Annotated in this window: 20 protein-coding genes; 10 read left to right on the top strand and 10 right to left on the bottom strand. The window is 66.9% G+C overall.

All coding sequences use genetic code 11. The features are described 5' to 3' along the window. Nucleotides 1–9: 9 nt before the first annotated feature. The 3 genes from rnr to rpmG all read left to right on the top strand — a co-directional run bounded on the left by rnr (nt 10) and on the right by rpmG (nt 3,361). Nucleotides 10–2,319: a ribonuclease R gene (gene rnr / locus JKL49_RS09865; protein WP_215340035.1), complete on the top strand. Its 2,310-nt coding sequence runs from the start codon at nt 10–12 to the stop codon at nt 2,317–2,319. A 72-nt stretch (nt 2,320–2,391) separates the two neighbouring features. Next, entirely contained in the window at nt 2,392–3,099 is a 708-nt protein-coding gene (locus JKL49_RS09860) for an NUDIX hydrolase (RefSeq protein WP_215340034.1), read from the top strand. A gap of 94 nt (nt 3,100–3,193) precedes the next feature. After that, on the top strand, nt 3,194–3,361 hold the full coding sequence (rpmG, locus tag JKL49_RS09855) for a 50S ribosomal protein L33 (protein WP_215340033.1): 168 nt from the start codon (nt 3,194–3,196) through the stop codon (nt 3,359–3,361). 63 nt (nt 3,362–3,424) lie between these two features. Here the strand turns inward: rpmG and JKL49_RS09850 are convergent, their stop codons facing one another. From JKL49_RS09850 to JKL49_RS09840, 3 genes are read right to left on the bottom strand one after another with little or no spacing between them, the layout of a single operon-like run. Continuing rightward, the gene (locus JKL49_RS09850) at nt 3,425–4,135 is read right to left on the bottom strand and encodes a hypothetical protein (protein WP_215340032.1); all 711 of its coding nucleotides are present in this window, start codon (nt 4,133–4,135) and stop codon (nt 3,425–3,427) included. A gap of 59 nt (nt 4,136–4,194) precedes the next feature. Then, nucleotides 4,195–5,559 (bottom strand): PleD family two-component system response regulator, encoded by a 1,365-nt coding sequence (locus JKL49_RS09845; RefSeq protein ID WP_215340031.1) that lies wholly within the window; start codon nt 5,557–5,559, stop codon nt 4,195–4,197. Nucleotides 5,560–5,564: 5 nt separating this feature from the next. After that, the gene (locus JKL49_RS09840; RefSeq protein ID WP_215340030.1) at nt 5,565–5,930 is read right to left on the bottom strand and encodes a response regulator; all 366 of its coding nucleotides are present in this window, start codon (nt 5,928–5,930) and stop codon (nt 5,565–5,567) included. Between the two features lie 105 nt (nt 5,931–6,035). Between JKL49_RS09840 and JKL49_RS09835 the strand changes: the two genes are divergently transcribed. The 4 genes from JKL49_RS09835 (at nt 6,036) to clpA (ending at nt 10,851) form a co-directional block, all read left to right on the top strand. After that, a complete protein-coding gene (locus JKL49_RS09835; RefSeq protein WP_347340368.1) occupies nt 6,036–6,686 on the top strand; it encodes a hypothetical protein in 651 nt (216 codons plus the stop codon). Between the two features lie 49 nt (nt 6,687–6,735). Next, nucleotides 6,736–8,013 (top strand): DNA polymerase IV, encoded by a 1,278-nt coding sequence (locus JKL49_RS09830; RefSeq protein WP_215340029.1) that lies wholly within the window; start codon nt 6,736–6,738, stop codon nt 8,011–8,013. 166 nt (nt 8,014–8,179) lie between these two features. Then, nucleotides 8,180–8,509 (top strand): ATP-dependent Clp protease adapter ClpS, encoded by a 330-nt coding sequence (gene clpS / locus JKL49_RS09825; protein WP_215340028.1) that lies wholly within the window; start codon nt 8,180–8,182, stop codon nt 8,507–8,509. Between the two features lie 8 nt (nt 8,510–8,517). After that, the gene (gene clpA, locus JKL49_RS09820; protein WP_215340027.1) at nt 8,518–10,851 is read left to right on the top strand and encodes an ATP-dependent Clp protease ATP-binding subunit ClpA; all 2,334 of its coding nucleotides are present in this window, start codon (nt 8,518–8,520) and stop codon (nt 10,849–10,851) included. 58 nt (nt 10,852–10,909) lie between these two features. Here clpA and JKL49_RS09815 read toward each other — a convergent pair whose 3' ends face one another. Further along, nucleotides 10,910–11,347 (bottom strand): HIT family protein, encoded by a 438-nt coding sequence (locus JKL49_RS09815; RefSeq protein ID WP_215340026.1) that lies wholly within the window; start codon nt 11,345–11,347, stop codon nt 10,910–10,912. A gap of 53 nt (nt 11,348–11,400) precedes the next feature. On the opposite strand from JKL49_RS09815, the gene JKL49_RS09810 reads away from it, so the two are divergent. After that, the gene (locus JKL49_RS09810; protein WP_215340025.1) at nt 11,401–11,991 is read left to right on the top strand and encodes a DUF5655 domain-containing protein; all 591 of its coding nucleotides are present in this window, start codon (nt 11,401–11,403) and stop codon (nt 11,989–11,991) included. Here the strand turns inward: JKL49_RS09810 and JKL49_RS09805 are convergent. From JKL49_RS09805 to JKL49_RS09790, 4 genes are all read right to left on the bottom strand, one after another. Beyond that, nucleotides 11,988–13,151: a GNAT family N-acetyltransferase gene (locus JKL49_RS09805; RefSeq protein WP_215340024.1), complete on the bottom strand. Its 1,164-nt coding sequence runs from the start codon at nt 13,149–13,151 to the stop codon at nt 11,988–11,990. The genes JKL49_RS09810 and JKL49_RS09805 overlap by 4 nt on opposite strands. Continuing rightward, on the bottom strand, nt 13,148–13,906 hold the full coding sequence (locus tag JKL49_RS09800; protein ID WP_215340023.1) for a glycerophosphodiester phosphodiesterase: 759 nt from the start codon (nt 13,904–13,906) through the stop codon (nt 13,148–13,150). The genes JKL49_RS09805 and JKL49_RS09800 overlap by 4 nt, the downstream gene beginning before the upstream one ends. Next, entirely contained in the window at nt 13,903–14,364 is a 462-nt protein-coding gene (locus JKL49_RS09795) for a RidA family protein (RefSeq protein WP_215340022.1), read from the bottom strand. Before JKL49_RS09795 ends, JKL49_RS09800 begins: the two co-directional genes overlap by 4 nt. A gap of 142 nt (nt 14,365–14,506) precedes the next feature. Next, a complete protein-coding gene (locus JKL49_RS09790) occupies nt 14,507–14,941 on the bottom strand; it encodes a phasin family protein (RefSeq protein WP_215340021.1) in 435 nt (144 codons plus the stop codon). A 298-nt stretch (nt 14,942–15,239) separates the two neighbouring features. Between JKL49_RS09790 and JKL49_RS09785 the strand changes: the two genes are divergently transcribed. Continuing rightward, nucleotides 15,240–16,610, top strand: coding sequence for a D-alanyl-D-alanine carboxypeptidase (locus JKL49_RS09785; protein ID WP_215340020.1), 1,371 nt, complete (start codon nt 15,240–15,242; stop codon nt 16,608–16,610). A 62-nt stretch (nt 16,611–16,672) separates the two neighbouring features. On the opposite strand, the gene JKL49_RS09780 is transcribed toward JKL49_RS09785, so the two are convergent. Both JKL49_RS09780 and JKL49_RS09775 read right to left on the bottom strand, forming a co-directional pair. Continuing rightward, nucleotides 16,673–17,092, bottom strand: a complete 420-nt coding sequence (locus JKL49_RS09780; RefSeq protein ID WP_215340019.1) for a J domain-containing protein — start codon at nt 17,090–17,092, stop codon at nt 16,673–16,675. Continuing rightward, on the bottom strand, nt 17,092–17,907 hold the full coding sequence (locus JKL49_RS09775; protein WP_215340018.1) for a division plane positioning ATPase MipZ: 816 nt from the start codon (nt 17,905–17,907) through the stop codon (nt 17,092–17,094). The genes JKL49_RS09780 and JKL49_RS09775 overlap by 1 nt, the downstream gene beginning before the upstream one ends. A 169-nt stretch (nt 17,908–18,076) precedes the next feature. Here JKL49_RS09775 and panC point away from each other — a divergent pair, with 169 nt between their 5' ends. Continuing rightward, a complete protein-coding gene (panC, locus tag JKL49_RS09770; RefSeq protein WP_215340017.1) occupies nt 18,077–18,925 on the top strand; it encodes a pantoate--beta-alanine ligase in 849 nt (282 codons plus the stop codon). Nucleotides 18,926–18,932: the final 7 nt, after the last annotated feature.

Here is an 18,932-nt window from a genome sequence, read left to right as displayed (position 1 = left end):
CAAGACGGCATGCCCAAGACCCGTGCGCCCAAGGCGTCCCGCTTCAAGTCCGCCGCCGCCAAGCCGACCCAGGGTCTTCCCGACCGCGAAACCCTGCTGAAGTACATCCGCGAGGCCGGTGAGACCGACAAGGCCGAGATCGCCAAGGCCTTCGGGCTGAAGGGCGCCGACCGCAAGGCCCTGCGCGAGATGCTCAAGGAGCTGCAGGAGGCCGGAGACCTGGGCCGCCGCGGCCGCCGCGGCCTGGCCCAGGCCGGCGCCCTGCCCCCGGTCGGCGTGGTGGATGTCATCGAGAAGGACAATGATGGCGACCTGATGGTCCGCCTGACCAAGGGCGACGACACCGCCCTGGTGCGCCTGGCGCCTGGCCGCAGCGACCCGGCCGGCGCGGCGCCCGGCGTCGGCGACCGGCTGCTGGTGCGCTTCGAGACCCTGGAGAACGGCGAGACCGAGGCCCGGCTGATCAAGAAGCTGGGCGCCAGCGTTCACAAGATCCTGGGCGTCATCCGCAAATCCAACCGCGAGGTCCGTGTCGAGCCGGTGGACCGCAAGTCCAAGGAAAGCCTGATCCTCACCGATCCCAAGGCCCAGGAGCTGCGGGACGGCGACCTGGTCCTGGCCCAGGTGGGGACCTCCGAGGAGCGCTACGGACCGAAGAGAGGCAAGTTGCTGGAGGTCGTCGGCCGAGAGGACCAGCCCCGCGCCGCCTCCCTGATCGCCATCTACTCCCACGGCATCCCGACCGGCTTCCCGGCGGCCGCCGAAGCCGAGGCCGAAGCCGCCCAGCCACCGACGCTCACGGGCCGCGAGGACCTGCGTCAGGTCCCTCTTGTGACCATCGACCCGCCGGACGCCCGCGACCACGACGACGCCGTCTATGCCGAGCCCGACGACGACGCTGGAAACAAGGGCGGCTGGATCGTCTGGGTCGCCATCGCCGACGTGGCCGCCTACGTGCGCCCCGGATCGTCCCTGGACGTCACGGCGCGGGAAAAGGCCAACAGCGTCTACTTCCCCGACCGGGTCGAGCCGATGCTGCCCGAACGGCTGTCGGCGGGGCTATGCTCCCTGCGCGAGGGCGAGAACCGCGCCTGCATCGCGGTGCGGATGGTGTTCGACAAGTCGGGCCGCAAGAAAGGCCACCGCTTCGTGCGCGGCCTGATGCGCTCGGCCGCCAAGCTCTCCTACGAGCAGGCCCAGGCGGCCGTCGATGGCGAACCCGACGATGTGACCGGCCCGATCCTTGCGCCCATCCTGGAGCCCCTGTGGGCCGCCTATCGGTGCATGCTGCAGGGCCGCCTCGCCCGCTCGCCCCTGGCCATCGAAAGCGCCGAGCGCCGCATCCTGATCAATCCCGAGGGCGAGATCACCGCCATCACCCCCCGGGCGGCGCTGGAGGCCCACAAGCTGATCGAGGAGATGATGGTGCAGGCCAATGTCTGCGCCGCCGAAACGCTTGAGGCCAAGAAGACCCCGCTGATCTACCGGATCCACGACACGCCCAGCCAGGAGAAGGTCCAGTCGCTGGCCGAGTTCCTGGCCACCCTGGACATCCCCTGGAACAAGGGCGAGGCGCCGCGCACCGACCGCTTCAACAAGCTGCTGGCCGAGACCCGCGAAGGCCCGAACGCCGACATCATCAACGAGGTGGTGCTGCGCAGCCAGATGCAGGCGATCTACTCCACCGAGAACATCGGCCACTTCGGTCTGAACCTGGCGCGCTACGCCCACTTCACCTCGCCGATCCGGCGCTATGCCGACCTGATCGTCCATCGGGGTCTGATCCGCGCCCTGGGCCTGGGGGACGACGGCCTGAGCGACCAGGACATCAGCCAGATGAAGTCCACCGCCGAGCAGATCACTCTGGCCGAGCGCCGGGCCATGGCCGCCGAGCGCGACGCCACCGATCGCTACGTGGCCGCCTTCCTGGCCGACCGGGTGGGCGCGACCTTCGCGGGCCGCATCACAGGAGTGACACGGTTCGGGTTGTTCATCCGCCTGGCCGAGACCGGCGCCGACGGCCTGGTCCCGATCTCCAAGCTGGGGGGCGAGTTCTTCATCCACGACGACCGCAGCCACGCCCTGGTGGGGGAACGCTCCGGCGCCCGCTGGCCGCTGGGCATGCAGGTGGAGGTCAAGCTGGTGGAGGCAACGCCTATAACAGGGGGCCTGCTGTTCGAGATGGTCAGCGAGCCTGCGCCCCGTGACCCCAACGCCGCCCGCCCCCGCATTGGGGCCATCCGCCGCGCGCCCGGCTCCTTCGACGCCAAACGAAAGGGTGGCCCTCCGAAGGGGGTGCGAAAGGGCAAGCGGCGCTAGGCCGGCCACAAATATCGCGCTTGACGCAACGGCGCCGTTTCCTGCCGGAGACTCGGGTCATACAGTCGTTTCATGACCGACCAAGCTCCCCGCCCGACCGAGGGCAATCGCGTGCGCCAGCCCGGCGTCAAGGCGGTGAAACCCCGCGACGCCGCCACACTCTTCATCATCCGCCGCGACGGCCCCAAGCCCCGCGTGCTGATGGGCAAGCGCCACGGCGGGCACGACTTCATGGCCAACCTGTGGGTCTTCCCGGGCGGGCGGGTCGACAAGACCGATTTCAAAGGCCCCTTCGCCACCGACCTCCGTCCCGAGGTGGCCGCCAAGTTCCAAACCTATGTGTCGGCGGGCAAGGCCCGCGCGCTGGGCCTGGCGGCGATCCGCGAGACCTTCGAGGAGGCCGGCCTGCTGCTGGCCAAGCCGGTGGAGTCCCGCCCCGCCCTCGGCCCCTGGCGCGAGTTCATGGCCCATGGCGCGGCGCCTGACCTGGAGGCCCTGTCCCTCGTCTACCGCGCGGTGACCCCGCCGATGCTGGCCAAGCGGTTCGACACCTGGTTCCTGATGGCCGACGCCGAGCGCTTGGTGAGCCTGGAGCGGCAGCCCGACTGCGGAGAGCTGGAGGAGATCGCCTGGTTCGACTTCCAGGAGGCCCTCGACCTCAAACTACCCATGGTCACCCGCTCGGTGATCACCGAGGTGATGGCCCGCCTCGAGGACCCGGAACGGTCGATCCCCTACATGCGCTTCCGGTCCGGACCCACGAAGGCAAGGATTCTGTAGGGGCCGATTGACTTTGGGTTCGGGATTCGTATTGTCCGCGGCTCTTTAGAACCCAGCCGGCGCGACTGCGCAGCCGGCCGCGCGAGGACCGACCATGGCGAAGCCCGCCTCAATTAAGATCCGCCTGAACTCGTCGGCCGACACCGGCTTCTTCTACGTGACGAAGAAGAATGCCCGCACCAAGACCGACAAGCTGGTCATGAAGAAGTACGATCCCGTCGTGCGCAAGCACGTCGAGTTCAAGGAAGGCAAGATCAAGTAGGTCTGCCGACCCACAAGAGATTCCAAAACGCCCGGTCGCAAGCCGGGCGTTTTTCGTTTCCAGTCAGGGCTTAATCGGCCTGACCGTCAGCTTGTACGGAATGTAGAGCGCCAAATCCAACGGCCCGGCCTGATACCAGGACACCGGCAGGTGCAGCCCCTGCACCTCCACGCCGTAGCCCTCGCCGAAGGCTCCGGCGACGCGTTGAGCGTCCTCCGACACCAGCTTGATGACGTCCGGGCGGTATTTTGACGGCCCAACCAGGGTCAACTCCCAACTGCTGTTGAGCAGCACCTCGGTGCGGCCGACCTTCGGAGTGCGCTCCACGAAGCCCCTGATGCGGCCCGTCGCGCCGTCAAAGCTGTCGGTCGCGGCGATGGCGGTCTCGACCAGCAGGGTGGCCCGGCTGGTGTCGGCCTTGGCGTCCGGCTCGATCACGGTGTCCAGCATGCTCTCGTCGAAGGCGGTCACCACCTCGTCGCCGATCCCCAAAGTGATCGACTTGTCCTGGGCCGCCGCGCGGATGAGGTTGCGCAGGGTGGCCTTCAGCTCCGAGCGCCGTTGGCTCTCATCACGGGTGTCGCAGACCACCGTCACCTTGGTGATGAGATTGTCGGCCCTCTTGGCCAGGGTGATGCTGGGGGTCTGGGCGGGATCGTACTCGGTCAGGCGCGAGGCGGTGACGACGATCTCTTCCACGCCCTGCGCGGCGGCGGGGCCGGCCAGAATGGCGGCGGCAAGCCCGGCCGCGGCCAGGACCCTTGCGTATCTCATGAGCGCTCACTCCCTGTTCTTGGGAGACGCTAGGTCAGTTTCGGAAGGGCGTCACGGCCTCAGGCCGCTCTCGCGATGACCTTGTTGCGGCCCGAGGCCTTGGCCTCGTAGACGGCCTCGTCGGCGCGCTTGAGCAGGGGTTCGGGACGGTCCCCTGCCCCGAGCGTCGCGGCCACGCCGATGGAGATGGTGACGGTCAGCAACTCCGAGCCGTTCATCACCCGGAAGGGCGAGCCGGCCACGTGCAGCCGGATGCGTTCGGCGATGCGCTCGGCGTCCTCGATCTTGGTGTCGGGCATGACCACCACGAACTCCTCGCCGCCGTAGCGGCACGGCAGGTCGATGGCGCGCACATTGGAGGCCAGGCGCACCGCGAACTCGCGCAGCACCTCGTCGCCCACATCGTGGCCGTAGCCGTCGTTGATCTTCTTGAAGTGGTCGATGTCGATCAGCAGGCAGGCGACAGGATCACCCCCCAGGCTTGCGCGCTTCACCAGGGCCTCCAGCTGTCCCACCATATAGCGGCGGTTGTGCAGGCCGGTGAGCTGGTCGGTGACCGCCAGTTCCAGGGAGTGGTCGAGATTGTCGCGCAGATAGTCGGTGTAGCGTTTGCGCCGGATCTGGGTCTTGGCGCGGGCCGACAGCTCCTGTGGGTCGATCGGCTTGGTCAGGATGTCGTTGACCCCGATTTCCAGGGCCTTCACCAGGCGCTGGCGCTCGTCGAAGTCGACGATGGCCAGGACCGGCAGGTGGCGGGTCGCCTCATCGGAGCGGAGCTGGGCGGTGAAGCGCAGGCCGTCGAAGGATCTGGCGGCCGCGTTGACGATCACCAGGTCCACCGGACCCTTGGCGGTCATCAGGGCCTTTTCCGGATCGCTCTCGATGATTGGCCGGTGCTCGATAGCCAGTTCGGCGGCGACGCGCTGCGCCTGGCGTTCGTGATCGTCGACGATCAACACCCGTCCGCCCGTGCCGCCCAGGCGCGAGGCTGCGCCGGCGATCACGCCCATGCGGCGGCCAGAGGCCTCGCGGTCGCGCAGTTCGTCGATCACCATCTTCAGGCGGGTCAGACTGCGCACGCGGGCGAACAGCATGACGTCGTCGATGGGCTTGGTGAGGAATTCGTCGGCCCCGGCCTCAAGGCCGGCGATGCGGTCGGCGCGGCCGTCCAAGGCCGTCACCAGCACCACCGGCACATGGCGGGTCTCGGGATCGTCCTTCAGCCGGCGGCAGACCTGGAAGCCGTCCATGCCGGGCATCATGACGTCCAGCAGGACGATGTCGGGCTTTTCCTTGGCGGCGATGGCCAGCGCCGTCGGGCCGTCATAGGCGATGAGCACCTCGTAGTACTCAGCCGAGAGCTTGGCTTCGAGGAGGCGGACGTTGGCCTCGATGTCATCGACAACCAGGATGCGCGCGGTCATGGCGGCTAACCCAACAGGCGGCGAATGGTGTCGAGGAAGTGCGACACCGAAATGGGTTTGGAGATGTAGGCCTCGCAGCCGCCCTCCCGGATACGTTCCTCATCCCCCTTCATGGCGAAGGCGGTGACGGCGACCACGGGTATGTGGGCCAGTTCGTCATCTTCCTTGAGCCACTTGGTGACCTCCAGGCCCGAGATTTCGGGGAGCTGGATGTCCATCAGGATCAGGTCCGGGCGGTGTTCCCGCGCGAGCGCCAGCGCCTGCAATCCCTCGCGGGTCTGCAGCGTTTCGTAGCCTTGGGCATCGAGCAAATCATGAAAGAGCTTCATGTTCAGCTCGTTATCCTCGACGATGAGGACCTTCTTGGCCATTTCGTCCGACGATCCTTGGTCTGGCGAATCGGTAACCGATCTCACCTTGAGCCCCTTGATCTCACGGATATCCTTAAGCCAGCGTTAGTCGCATCCGGAGGCTCCGTGGCCGAACCACCCCGCGCGCCCAGACTGCTTGACCTGGGCGTCGACACCACCCGTCCGCTCCTCATCGTCGACGTCGACGAGGTGCTGGGCCTGTTCATGCAAGGCTTTGGGACCTTTCTGGAGGGCCGAGGCCTGGAGTTCCGGGTCGACAAGTTCGCGCTGTTTCAGAACATCTATCTGCCTGGCGAGAGCGAACACCTGGCGATCGAGGACGGACGTAAGCACTATGAGGACTTCTTTCGATACGGCTGCGGCGACATGACGCCGACGCCGGGCGGCGTCCAGGCCCTTCAATCGCTGTCGGAACAGGCTGGTATCGTCATCCTCACCAATGCGCCGGGCCCCGCCCGCCTGGCGCGGGCCCGCTGGCTGGGGCGCCATGGCATGGACTATCCCCTGATCCTCAACACCGGCCCCAAGGGGCCACTGGCGGCGGGGCTGGCCGAGCAGGCCGCGGGGCCGGCGGTGTTCATCGACGACCTGATCTCCAATCTCGACTCCGTGGCGGAGTCCGCGCCGTTGGTGACCCGTTTCCAACACGTGGCCGACCCCAGGCTGCGCCCACTCGCGCCCGCCAAGCCTGAGTTGCACACCCGCATCGACGACTGGGACGAACTCCGCGCCGCCATCGAACAGGCCATCGGCTAGCGGAACAAATCAGGTATGCTGCGCCCATGATCCGCATGGACATCGGTCTGTGAGCGCGCTTTGCCGCGACTGCTTCCACCGCGGCGACTTCGAGCGCCGCTGCCCGACCTGTGGCTCGCCCCGGATCGTGGCGCATGCCGAGCTCGACAGCCTCTCCATCGCCCACATGGACTGCGACGCCTTCTACGCCTCGGTGGAGAAGCGCGACCGGCCGGAACTGCGCGACCTGCCGGTGATCGTCGGCGGCGGGCGGCGCGGGGTGGTGACCACCTGTTGCTACATCGCCCGCATCAACGGGGTGCGCTCGGCCATGCCGATGTTCAAGGCCATCAAGGCCTGCCCCCAGGCGGTGATCATCAAGCCGGACTTCGCCAAGTACCGCACCGAGAGCCGGCGGATCATGGCCATGATGGCCGACCTGACGCCCCTGGTTCAGCCTCTGTCCCTGGACGAGGCCTGGATGGACCTGTCGGGGACCGAGCGCCTGCATGGCGCCACACCGGCCGAAACCCTGGCCCGCCTGCAGACCCTCATAGAGGAAGAGGTGGGGATCACGGTCTCCATTGGCCTGGCGGCCAACAAGTTTCTGGCCAAGATCGCCTCGGACCTGGACAAGCCGCGCGGATTCTCGGTGATCGGGGCCGAGGCGGCCGACTTCCTGGCCAAGAAGCCGGTGGGCATCCTGCCGGGCGTTGGGCCGGCCATGGTCTCCAGCCTGGAAAGCTCCAACTTCATCACCGTGGGCGACATCGCCCGGGCCGACATCAAGGACCTGGCCGCGCGCTTCGGACCCAACGGCCTGCGCCTGCATGCCCTGGCCCATGGCCGCGACACCCGGGTCGTGAACCCCGACCAGGTCCGCAAGTCCATCAGCGCCGAGACCACCTTCAACGAGGACCTGCGCAAGCAAAGCGACCTGGAGGAGCAATTGCCCTGGCTGGCGGAAAAGGTCGGGCGTCAGGCGCGGGCCGGCAATGTGGCCGGCCGGGTGGTGACGCTGAAACTGCGGGGCGCCGACTTCAAGATCATCACCCGGCGCAAGACCCTGCCCGTCCCCACCCAGACCACGCGGTCCATCCTGGCGATCAGCAAGGAACTTCTCGCCGCCGAACTAAAGTCGGGCGGCGCCAACCGGTCGTGGCGCCTGATCGGCGTCGGCATCACCGACCTGATCGAGCCGCAGGATGTGGAGGATGACTTCTTTGGCGGCGACGAGCGCCGAACCCTGGCCGGCGAGAAGACCGCCGACGCGATCCGGGCGCGATTCGGCGCCTTGGCCCTCACCTCGGCACGCGCCCTACGCGGGAAATCCTCGGCTCAGGATTGAAAACCTGAGGGCCGACGCCCATCTGGCACCCTGTTAGCATGGTAAAAACTGTGGCCTTTCGGACGAACTCGCATCGCGCGACCATTTCGACCCTTCCATACGGCGGTCTTTTCCATATCTAATCCATCTGTAGGGCGGTCCCGTGACCGCCGAGGAGACCTGTTCGATGGCCGAGCGAAAGCAAGGTGATCAAGAGACGGGCGTAAAATCGGCGGTCATCACACAGACCAAGCCGAAGACGCAGAAGCCGTCTCTTTACCGGGTGCTGCTCCTCAACGACGACTACACTCCCATGGAGTTCGTCGTTTATGTGCTTGAGCAGTACTTCCATAAGTCGCGCGAAGAGGCGACGACGATCATGCTGCATGTCCACCAACACGGTGTGGGCGTATGCGGCGTGTTCACATACGAAGTGGCGGAAACAAAGGTGGCCCAGGTCGTTGATACCGCGCGCCGGCATCAGCATCCGTTGCAATGCACCATGGAAAAGGATTGAGGCCCAGATTGCCGTCATTCTCACGCCACTTAGAAGAATCGCTCCACCGCGCGGTGGCTTTCGCCAATCAGCGAAAGCACGAGTACGCGACCCTGGAGCATTTGCTCCTGTCCCTCATCGACGATGAGGACGCCGCCGGCGTGATGAAAGCCTGCGACGTCGAACTTCCGTCGCTGAAGACGACGCTTACCAATTACGTGGACAACGAGCTGCGCTCGCTGGTCGTGGACGATGGCGAAGACGCCAAGCCCACGCCGAGCTTCCAGCGCGTGATCCAGCGCGCGGTCATCCACGTGCAGTCCTCCGGCCGCGAAGAGGTCACCGGCGCCAATGTGCTGGTCGCCATCTTCTCCGAGCGCGAGAGCCACGCCGCCTACTTCCTGCAAGAGCAGGACATGACGCGGTACGACGCGGTGAACTACATCGCCCACGGCATCGCCAAGAAGGCCGGCGTCGAGGGCGCTGCCAAGCCCGTCAAGGGTTCGGAAGACGAGGACAAGCCCGCGGTGAAGACCGGTGGGGAGGCTCTGGAGGCCTACTGCGTCAACCTCAACGAGAAGGCCAAGCAGGGTAAGGTCGACCCGCTCATCGGACGCTCGTCCGAAGTCGAGCGCTGCATCCAGATCCTGTGCCGCCGCACCAAGAACAACCCCCTGCTGGTGGGCGACCCCGGCGTGGGCAAGACCGCCATCGCCGAGGGCCTGGCGCGCAAGATCGTCAACCATCAGGTCCCCGAGGTTCTGGCCAACGCCACCATCTTCTCCCTCGACATGGGCAGCCTGCTGGCGGGCACCCGCTATCGCGGCGACTTCGAAGAGCGCGTGAAGCAGGTGGTCAAGGAACTGGAAAACCACGCCGACGCGATCCTGTTCATCGACGAGATCCACACGGTGATCGGCGCCGGCGCCACCAGCGGCGGGGCCATGGACGCCTCCAACCTGCTGAAGCCGGCTCTGGCCTCGGGCTCCCTGCGCTGCATGGGCTCGACGACCTACAAGGAATTCCGTCAGCACTTCGAGAAGGATCGGGCCCTGGTCCGCCGCTTCCAGAAGATCGACGTGAACGAGCCGACCATCGAGGACACCATCAAGATCCTCAAGGGCCTGAAGACCTACTACGAGGACTTCCACAAGCTCCGCTACACCAACGACGCCATCAAGGCGGCGGTGGAACTGTCGGCCCGCTACATCACCGACCGCAAGCTGCCCGACAAGGCCATCGACATCATCGATGAAGCCGGGGCCAGCCAGATGCTGCTGCCCGAAGGTCGTCGCAAGAAGATCATCGGCCTGAAGGAGGTCGAGGCCGTCGTGGCCAAGATCGCCCGCATCCCGCCGAAATCGGTCTCCAAGACCGACACCGAGGCGCTGAAGCAGCTGCACGAGGACCTGAAGCGCGCTGTCTACGGCCAGGACGACGCCATCGAGCAACTGTCGGCGGCCATGAAGATGGCCCGCGCCGGCCTGCGCGATCCCAACAAGCCGATCGGCTGCTACCTGTTCTCGGGCCCCACCGGCACCGGCAAGACCGAGACCGCGCGGCAACTGGCCGGCACCATGGGCATCGAGCTGCTGCGGTTCGACATGAGCGAATACATGGAGCGCCACACGGTCAGCCGCCTGATCGGCGCCCCTCCCGGCTATGTCGGGTTTGACCAGGGCGGCCTGCTGACCGACGCCGTCGACCAGCACCCGCACTGCGTGGTGCTGCTGGACGAAATCGAAAAGGCCCACCCGGACGTCTTCAACATCCTGCTGCAGGTCATGGACCACGGGGTTCTCACCGACTCCAACGGCAAGAAGGTCGATTTCCGCAACGTGGTCCTGATCATGACCACCAACGCCGGCGCGTCGGACGCCCAGCGCAATTCCATCGGCTTTGGCCGCGGGAAGCAGGACGACGAGGTCGATGAGGCTCTCAAGCGCCTGTTCACCCCGGAATTCCGCAACCGCCTCGACGCCGTGGTGCCGTTCAAGCCGCTGACCCAGGACGTCATCCGCCAGGTCGTCCAGAAGTTCGTCATCCAGCTGGAAGTCCAACTGGCCGACCGTCATGTCACCATCGAAACCTCCGACGAAGCCGCCGACTGGCTGGCCAAGAACGGGTTCGACGAGCTCTACGGCGCCCGGCCTCTGGCCCGGGTCATCCAGGAGCACATCAAGAAGCCGCTCGCCGACGAGATCCTGTTCGGCAAGCTGGTGAAGGGTGGCCACGTCAAGGTGGTGCTGAAGGACTCCAAGCTGGCCTTCGAGATCGAGGGCGAGGGCCACGAGCCCGGCGCGCCGATCATCGAGAACCCTGCCGAGGACGCGGCGGCCGCCGCCCCGGAGCTGGCCGACTAGGCCCTCTCGACAAGCTGAAATGGAAAACCCCGGTCGAAAGGCCGGGGTTTTTCGTTCGCTAGGATATCTCGGCGGCGATCTGGTCGGCCAAGGCCTTCAGCTCGGTGGGATCGGCCATGCCGCCCTCCCCGTGGCGGCCAAGCGCCTGCCCCTCCCAGCGCGGGATGATGTGGACGTGCAGGTGGAAGACGGTCTGGCCGGCCGGAGCGCCGTTGAACTGGCTGACCATGATTCCGTCAGGCTTAAGCGCCGCGCGCACCGCCCGCGTCACCCGCTGCACCCCCAGGAACAGCGGCGCCAGGATCGCCGGATCCTCCTCCAGCAGGTTGCGGGCGGCCGAGTGCTTGGGGATCACCAGGGTGTGGCCGCGCGACTGCGGGAAGACGTCCATGAAGGCATAGACGTGGCTGTCTTCGAACACCCGGGCGCTGGGCATCTCGCCGCGCAGGATCTTGGCGAAGATGTTGCCGTCGTCGTAGGTCCCGTCCAAGCTCATCGCGCGCTCCTCATGAAGTCTTGTGAAGGGTCCTAGCACAGAGGGAGGCCCGCATGGGAACCGCCGACACCCCCAATACGAAGGGTCTCAGTCCCCGGCAGGAAAAGTGGTTCGCCACGGCCCGGGCCAGCCTGGAGCGGGACACCGGCAAGACGATGGACGCGTGGATCGCCATCGCCAAGACCTGCCCCGAGACCAAGACCATGACCCGCATCGCCTGGATGAAGGAACATCACGGCCTGGGGATGAACCGCGCCAACATCGTGATGTCGGCCGCGTTCCCCACCGGCTCGGGCTGGGACGAACCGGTCAAGCTGCGCGAGGCGCTCTGGAAGGATCCGGCTGCTGTCGCGATCTTCGAGGCCGTGGAGCGTGCGGCGACCGCCCTGCCCGACGTCGTCACCGGCCAGCGCAAGGCCTTCACCGGCTTCTCCCGAAACTTCCAGTTCGCCTCGGCCAAGCCGATGAAGGGCGGCCAGGTGGTGCTGGGTCTGGCCGTGCCGCCGGACGCCGATCCGCGCCTGGCCGAACCCAAGGCGGAAGGCTGGTCCGAGCGGTTGAAGTCCAAGCTGACCCTGGCGTCGCCGGCGGATGTCGATGCGAAGCTGGCAGCGCTGATCCGGCAGGCCTGGGAGGCCTCCTAGCTCTCCTGGCGGAAGGGCGAGAACTCTTCCGCCAGCCATTCCATCTCGCCCTCCACCGCCTCGCGCTCGCGGGCGACGAAGTCCTCCACCGGACCGCGCAGCATGGGGTCGGCGATGAAGTGGGCCGAGCGGACGGGGCTGGGCAGATAGCCGCGGGCGATCTTGTGCTGGCCTTGGGCGCCGGCCTCGACGCGGGCCAGGCCGCGGCCGATGGCCCATTCGATGGCCTGATAGTAGCAGAGCTCGAAATGCAGGAAGGGGATGTCCTCGACGCAGCCCCAGTTGCGGCCGTAGAGGCAGTCGCCGCCGATCAGGTTCAGGGCGCCGGCCACCCACTGGCCATTGCGCCGCGCCATCACCAGCAGCACCCGGTCGGCCATCCGCTCGCCAAGCAGCGAGAAGAACAGCCTGTTCAGATAGGGCCGGCCCCACTTGCGCGAACCGGTGTCCATGTAGAAGCCATAGAAGGCGTCCCAGTGTTCCTCTGTGATGTCCGGGCCGGTCAGGGCCAGGATCTCGACGGCGGCCTGGGCGTCGCGGCGTTCACGGCGGATCGTCTTGCGGCGCCCTGAGGACAGCGCCCCCAGGAAGGCGTCGAAATCGGCGTAGCCGGCGTTTTCCCAGTGGTATTGCTGGCCCTCGCGCATGGAGAGCCCCTGCCCGCCCAGCCAGGTCCACTCCTCGTCGGTGGGAAAGTTGATGTGCACGCCCGAGGAGTCGTAGCGCTCGCAGAGGCTGACCGCCCCGCTGAGCAGAGTCTTGCGCGCGGCCTCGACGTCAACGCCGGGCCGCACCAACAGGCGTGGGCCCGTGGCCGGGGTGAAGGGCGCCGCCGAGATCAGCTTGGGATAGTAGCGTCCGCCCGCCCGCTCATAGGCCTCGGCCCAGCTGTGGTCGAAGATGTATTCGCCCTGACTGTGGGACTTCAGATAGAGCGGCATGACGGCCGCCACCTGCCCATCCTCGTCCTCGACGGAGAGGTGCTGCGGGCCCCAGCCCATACGCTCGATGGCGCAGCCGGACTGTTCGACGATGTCCAGGAAGTCAAAGGAGACGAAGGGGTTGGCGGCATAGTCTGGATTGCCGGCGCAGGCGTCCCAGCCCTCGCGGCCGATCTCGGCGATCCGGCGGCTGACCTTGACCGCCGCCTTCAGGCTCACGCGGCCCAGCCCTCGAAGATCAGGTTGTCGCAATGGTCCTTCAGGGCGTCCCACTGCTCGGGCTTGCGCACCGTCCAGGCGACAACGGGCATGCCCTCGGCGCGGTGCTTGACCGCCGCCTCACTGGCCACCATGTCCAGGCTCATGGCCAGGAAGTGCGGCCGGGCGATGGAGACCTGCTCCAGCTTTGCGAAGCCCTTGCGCTGTTCGGCCGAGAGGTGGGGCGTGTCCTCCTCCCAGCTATAGCTGTCGAGCCCGCGCAGCACGCCCGGGAAGCGGTCGGCGAACCAGGCATGGGAATAGGGGTTGAACCCGATCACGCAGGTCGGGCCGGCATGGTCGATGAGAATCTCGTGCACCCGCTGCTCCAGCGGCCCGACCGCCCCGAAGTCGGTCTTCAGCTCGATATGGACCATGGCCCTATGGCCGATCAACGCGAGGGTTTCCATGAGCGTCGGAATGCGTTCGTCGGTGCCCTTGAGCCGCAGTTCGCCAAGCTCGGCCGCCGTGCGGTCCTTCAGCTTGCCTTCGGTCCCGGTCATCCGCTTCAGGCCGTGGTCGTGGAAGACCATGGCCTCACCGTCGGCCGAGAGATGCACATCCAGTTCGATGCCGTAGCCGGCCTGACAGGCGGCCTGGAAGGCGCCCAGCGAGTTCTCCGGCGCGCCGTCCGGCGACCACAGGCCGCGGTGGGCGACGGGCGGGTGGAACAGGAAGTCCCACGCCTCGCCGAACTGGTCCTTGGGGTCCTTCACCGGATTTCCACCACGGCGTCGACCTCGACGGCGAAGTTCATCGGCAGGCGATAGACGCCCACCGCCGACCGTGCGTGCTTTCCGGCGTCGCCGAAGGCCAGAACCATGACGTCGGAGGCTCCGTTCACCACCTGGGGAATCTCGAAGAAACCCGGACCGGCCTGAACAAAGCCGCCCAGCTTGACCACCCGGACGAGCCGGTCGAGGTCGCCGTCGCAGGCCGCCCGCATCTGGGCGATCAGGTTGATTCCGCACAGGCGCGCGGCGCCCTTGGCGGCCTCCATATCGACATCCTCGCCGACGATGCCGCGGATGCCGCCGGAGGCGTCCAGGGACACCTGGCCAGAGATGTGGACAAGGCCGCCGACCCGCACGAACGGGACATAGTTGGCGACCGGGGCGACGGGCTGCGGGAGGGTGATCCCCTGCGCGGCCAAGCGTTCTTCGACCTGTGACATGACCAAAGGTCTAGCGCGGCTCAGAGATTGGGGGAACCGGCCACGGGTTGAAAAGTGAAAAGGCCCGCACCGTTTCCGGTCCGGGCCTTAACAGGGTCCGCGCCAAATACGCCGGCGCGGCTGGAGGGACTTTCAGAAAGGCTTAGCGGACGGCCTGCAGCTTCTCGACGGCGGCGGTGACGCGCTCGTTGAGGGGCTTCATGGAGTCCTTCAACGAGGCGGAGACGATCTCGCCCATCTTGGAGAGCTCGGCCATGTAGGCTTCCATGGAGGACTTGGCGAAGCTGGTTTGCAGCTCGACCACTTCCTGGATCGACTTGGCGCCCGACAGCGACTTGGCGGCGGCGACGTTGGCTTCCACGGCCTTCTTGGAATAGGCGGTGGCCTGGGCGCCGAGGGCTTCAGCGCCCTTGGTGGCCGCGGTCACCGAGGCGATGACGGCTTCCAGGTTCTTCTTGGAATGGGCGTTGGCGTCGGCGAGGCCGGCCAGGGACTTTTCGATGGCGTCCTTAAAGGCGGCGTTACCAGCGGTGGTGAACTGCTCGACGGTGTTCTTGACGGTTTCGGCGGCGGCCATGATGGGAGACTCCGGGGAACGTGGTTGACGGGCTGTGCCGCGTCGCACCAGTCGGGCGTTGCGGCTCTTTGATCTCGCAGCCTATTTCTCATGTTGCAGTGCAGCAGTCAAGCATCTTTGTTGCAGTGCAACATCTCCGTCCGAGCGAATTCCTCCGGGCGCCCGCATAACCCGCAACGCGACAAAAGGGCTCGCTCAAGAGGTGTTTACTCTCGCGCAAGCTCCGAGGTGTCATGATAGGGTTTCAGTACGGCGACCGGGGGGTCGTCCAACCCTTTGATTCGACGGACGAACCGCAATGTTCGAGCGCGCCCGCCGCCTGTTTGTCGCCCTTGGCGCCGCCGCCCTGACCGCGGTTTCCCCTCTGGCGACCTCCGCCCAGGCGCAGATCCCCTACCTCACGATGCCGACGCTGCCGACCACGGCGCCGAAGTACGCGGCCATCGTGGTGGATGCGAGAACCGGCGAGGTGCTCTACGCCAAGCGCGCCGACAGCCCCCGCTATCCGGCCTCCATCACCAAGATCATGACGCTCTACCTCACCTTCGAGGCCCTGAGCTCCGGCCGCCTGCGCCCCGACGAGACCGTGATGATCTCGCCCCGGGCCGCTGCCCAGGCGCCGACCAAGCTGGGTCTGTCGGCCGGCGAATCGCTCACCGTCAACGAGGCGATGCAGGCGCTCGCCATCAAGTCGGCCAACGACATCGCCGTGGCCCTGGCTGAAAAGCTCGGTGGCTCGGAGGCCCGGTTCGCGGCCATGATGACCCTGCGCGCCCAGGAGCTGGGCATGGCCAACACCCGCTTCGTGAACGCTTCGGGCCTGCCCGACAGCCGCCAGGTCTCCACCGCCCGCGACATCGGCATCCTGTCGCGCGCCGTGATGCGCGACTATCCGCAGTACTATCGGCTGTTCAGCCAGCAGTCCTTCACCTTCCGCGGCACGTCGATGAACAACCACAACGGCCTGCTGGGCGCGATGCCAGGCGTGGACGGGTTGAAGACCGGCTACACCAACGCCTCGGGCTACAACATCGCCATCTCGGCCGTGCGCGACAACCGCCGCCTGATCGCCGTGGTGCTGGGCGCGCCGTCGACCGCCAAGCGCAACAACAACGCCGAGGACCTGCTGCTCACCGGCTTCGATGTGATGAACCGCCGCGCCCGCGGCGAGAAGATCACCATCGCCCAGAACCTGTTCGAGCCGGAACCCGTGGGCCCCATCGAGCGGCCCTCGGTTGAACAGGGCGATGGCGAGCAGGACGGGCTGAAGATCGTCCTGGCTTCGGCGCCCCCGCCGCGGGTCTCAAGCTACGATTTCGTCGATCCCACGCGCAACATGCTGCGCGGCTCCCAATCGGCCGACAAGCCCAAGGCCGACGCCAAAACCTCGGACAAGGACAAGAAGAAGGCTGAGAAGGAAGACCGCAAGCCGGCCGGCAAGTGGGTCGTGCAGGTCGGCGCCTTCAAGTCCAAGTCCCTGGCCAAGGAGCAGCTGAGCCTGGTTGAGAAGCGATTCGGCAAGCACTTCGGCAAGGCCGACGGCGACACCGATTCCATCGGCGGCACCTACCGCGCTCGCTTCTCCGGCTTCACCGAGGCCTCGGCCAAGGACGCCTGCGGCGCCCTGAAGGCCAAGAAGATGGCCTGTATGGTCGTCAAGCCGGGTTAGCGCGACAGCCGAAAGTGGATACCGGATTCGGCGTCCGTCGCGCGAGAAACAAACCGCCCCTTCTACTTCTTCGAGAGCTTGTCCCGCGCGGCGTTGAGCTGGGCGGCAAGACCGTCCGTGCCGCCCTTGTCGGGGTGGGCCAGACGCATCAGGCGGTTATAGGCCGCCTGGATCTCTTCAGAAGACGCCGTCGCGCTCACCCCAAGGATTGATCGGGCCTCGACCTCACTCATGGAGCCGCTGGCCCGCGGCGGCAGGACGCCGGTGCGCCGGGTCGAGACCGCGAAGCCCAGGCCCAGCACCACCAGCACGATGGCCGAACCCCAACTGCCCTTGAGGCCCACGAAGGCCGCGCCGGCGAAGGCCGCGACCGCGAAAGCTCCGGAGAGGAAGCGCCACTCCCGGCGCTTGAGGATCGGCTTGCCGCCGTTGGCCCACATCAGCAGCGCCAGGATCACGCAACCCAGCGCGATATAGGACACTACTGGGCGGCCATCAGCTCATCGCCCACGTCCAGGCCCAGCGACCCCACCAGGGCGCGTAGCTCCTGGCGCGCGGCCACGTGCTGCAGGGACATGGCCACGGGACGGATGGTGGGCGACAGGTCGGCGATGGTCAGGCCGAAGGGGAAGAGCTCGCGGTAGATCACCCGGTCGCGCAGGCCCGGGCCGACGCGGAAGCCAACGCGACGCGACAGGGCCTGGACGCGCTCATCCACCCGACGGCGGTTGCGAGCCTCAGTGGGCGCTAGGCGGTTGCGCAGCACCACCCAGTCGATGGACTTGCCCGAGGCGGCCGCGCGGATCTTGCGGCTATTCCAGACGGTCTCAGAATAGAGACTGGGGCGCTTCAGATCGAGGGTGACGGGATCGACGATACCCAGCATGTCGAAGTCGACGAAGCTGTCGTTCATCGGGGTGACGATCAGGTCGGCCATCCCGTGGGCGGCGCGGCTGACGGCGGTGTCGCCGCCGGGGGTGTCGATGAGGATGTAGTCCGAGGCCTCGGCGGCGGCGAAGGCCTCCTCGAAGCGGGTGAGGGCCTCCTCGTCGGTGGCCTTGGCCAGGTCGGCGCTCAGCGGGTGTTCGACCGGCATGGGGGCGCTGACGCCGTTGGCGGCCAGCCAGGCGGCGCGGTTGGCGAAGAAGTGGCCCATGGACTGCTGGCGCAGGTCGAGGTCCAGCACCGAGACCCGGGCGTTGGAATGCAGCAGGGCCGTGGCGATATGGATGGCCAGCGTCGACTTGCCCGCGCCACCCTTTTCGTTACCGACTACAATGACCTTGGGTTGGGACATGGTTCTCTAAAACTCCACACCATCTCAGCCAGCGTCGTCGCGCTGATTCGATTGGTTAACAGGTGAGGCCGCCACCCCTGCCCCGTCAACGCGCCTGACACCGCCGCCTGTGGACGGATGGCCGCATCAAAGTCATAAGCGGCCCGCCTTTCGAGACGGAGCCTGCCCCATGCCGCTGTCCATTGTCCGCACCGTCGCAGACCTCCGCGCCCAGGTGACCGCATGGCGCAAGGCTGGCGAGAGCGTCGGCCTGGTCCCGACCATGGGCGCCCTGCACGCCGGGCACCTGTCGCTGGTGACCCTGGCCAAGACCAAGGCCCAGCGCGTCGTCGCCAGCGTGTTCGTCAACCCCACCCAGTTCGCGCCGCACGAGGACTTCGACGCCTATCCTCGCGACGAGGCCAAGGACGCGGGCCTGCTGGAAAGCGCCGGCTGCGACCTGCTGTTCGCGCCGACGGTGGCCGAGATGTATGCGCCGGGCTTCTCCACAACCGTCACGGTCAGCGGCGTCTCAGAGTCCCTGGATGGCGCGGCGCGGCCGGGCCACTTCGCGGGCGTCGCCACCGTGGTCAGCAAGCTGCTGCTGCAGTGCGGTCCCCACGTCGCGGTGTTCGGCGAGAAGGACTATCAGCAGCTGCAGGTGATCAAGCGGCTGGTGGCCGACCTGGACATCCCCGTGGAGGTGATCGGCGCCCCGACCGCCCGCGCCGACGACGGCCTGGCGCTGTCCTCCCGCAACGCCTACCTGACGCCGGCCGAACGCGAGGCCGCCCCCAGCTTGGCCGCCGCCCTGCGCGACGCCGTCGAACGCCTGCGGGACGGCGTAGCGGTGGACCGCGTGGAGAACACCGGCCGGGCCGCAATGGAGCGGGCCGGCTTTTCCCGCATCGACTATTTCGAGGTGCGCGACGCCTCCAGCCTGACCCACCTGGGTCCCGGCCCCATCACCGGCCCGGCTCGCATCCTGGCCGCCGGCATCCTCGGCAAGACCCGGCTGATCGACAACATGGCGGTCTAGATCACTC

The organism is Phenylobacterium glaciei, assembly GCF_016772415.1.
Lineage (GTDB): Bacteria > Pseudomonadota > Alphaproteobacteria > Caulobacterales > Caulobacteraceae > Phenylobacterium > Phenylobacterium glaciei.
The sequence above is the reverse complement of the archived record's forward strand: the minus strand, read 5'-3'. Positions and strand labels throughout refer to the sequence as shown.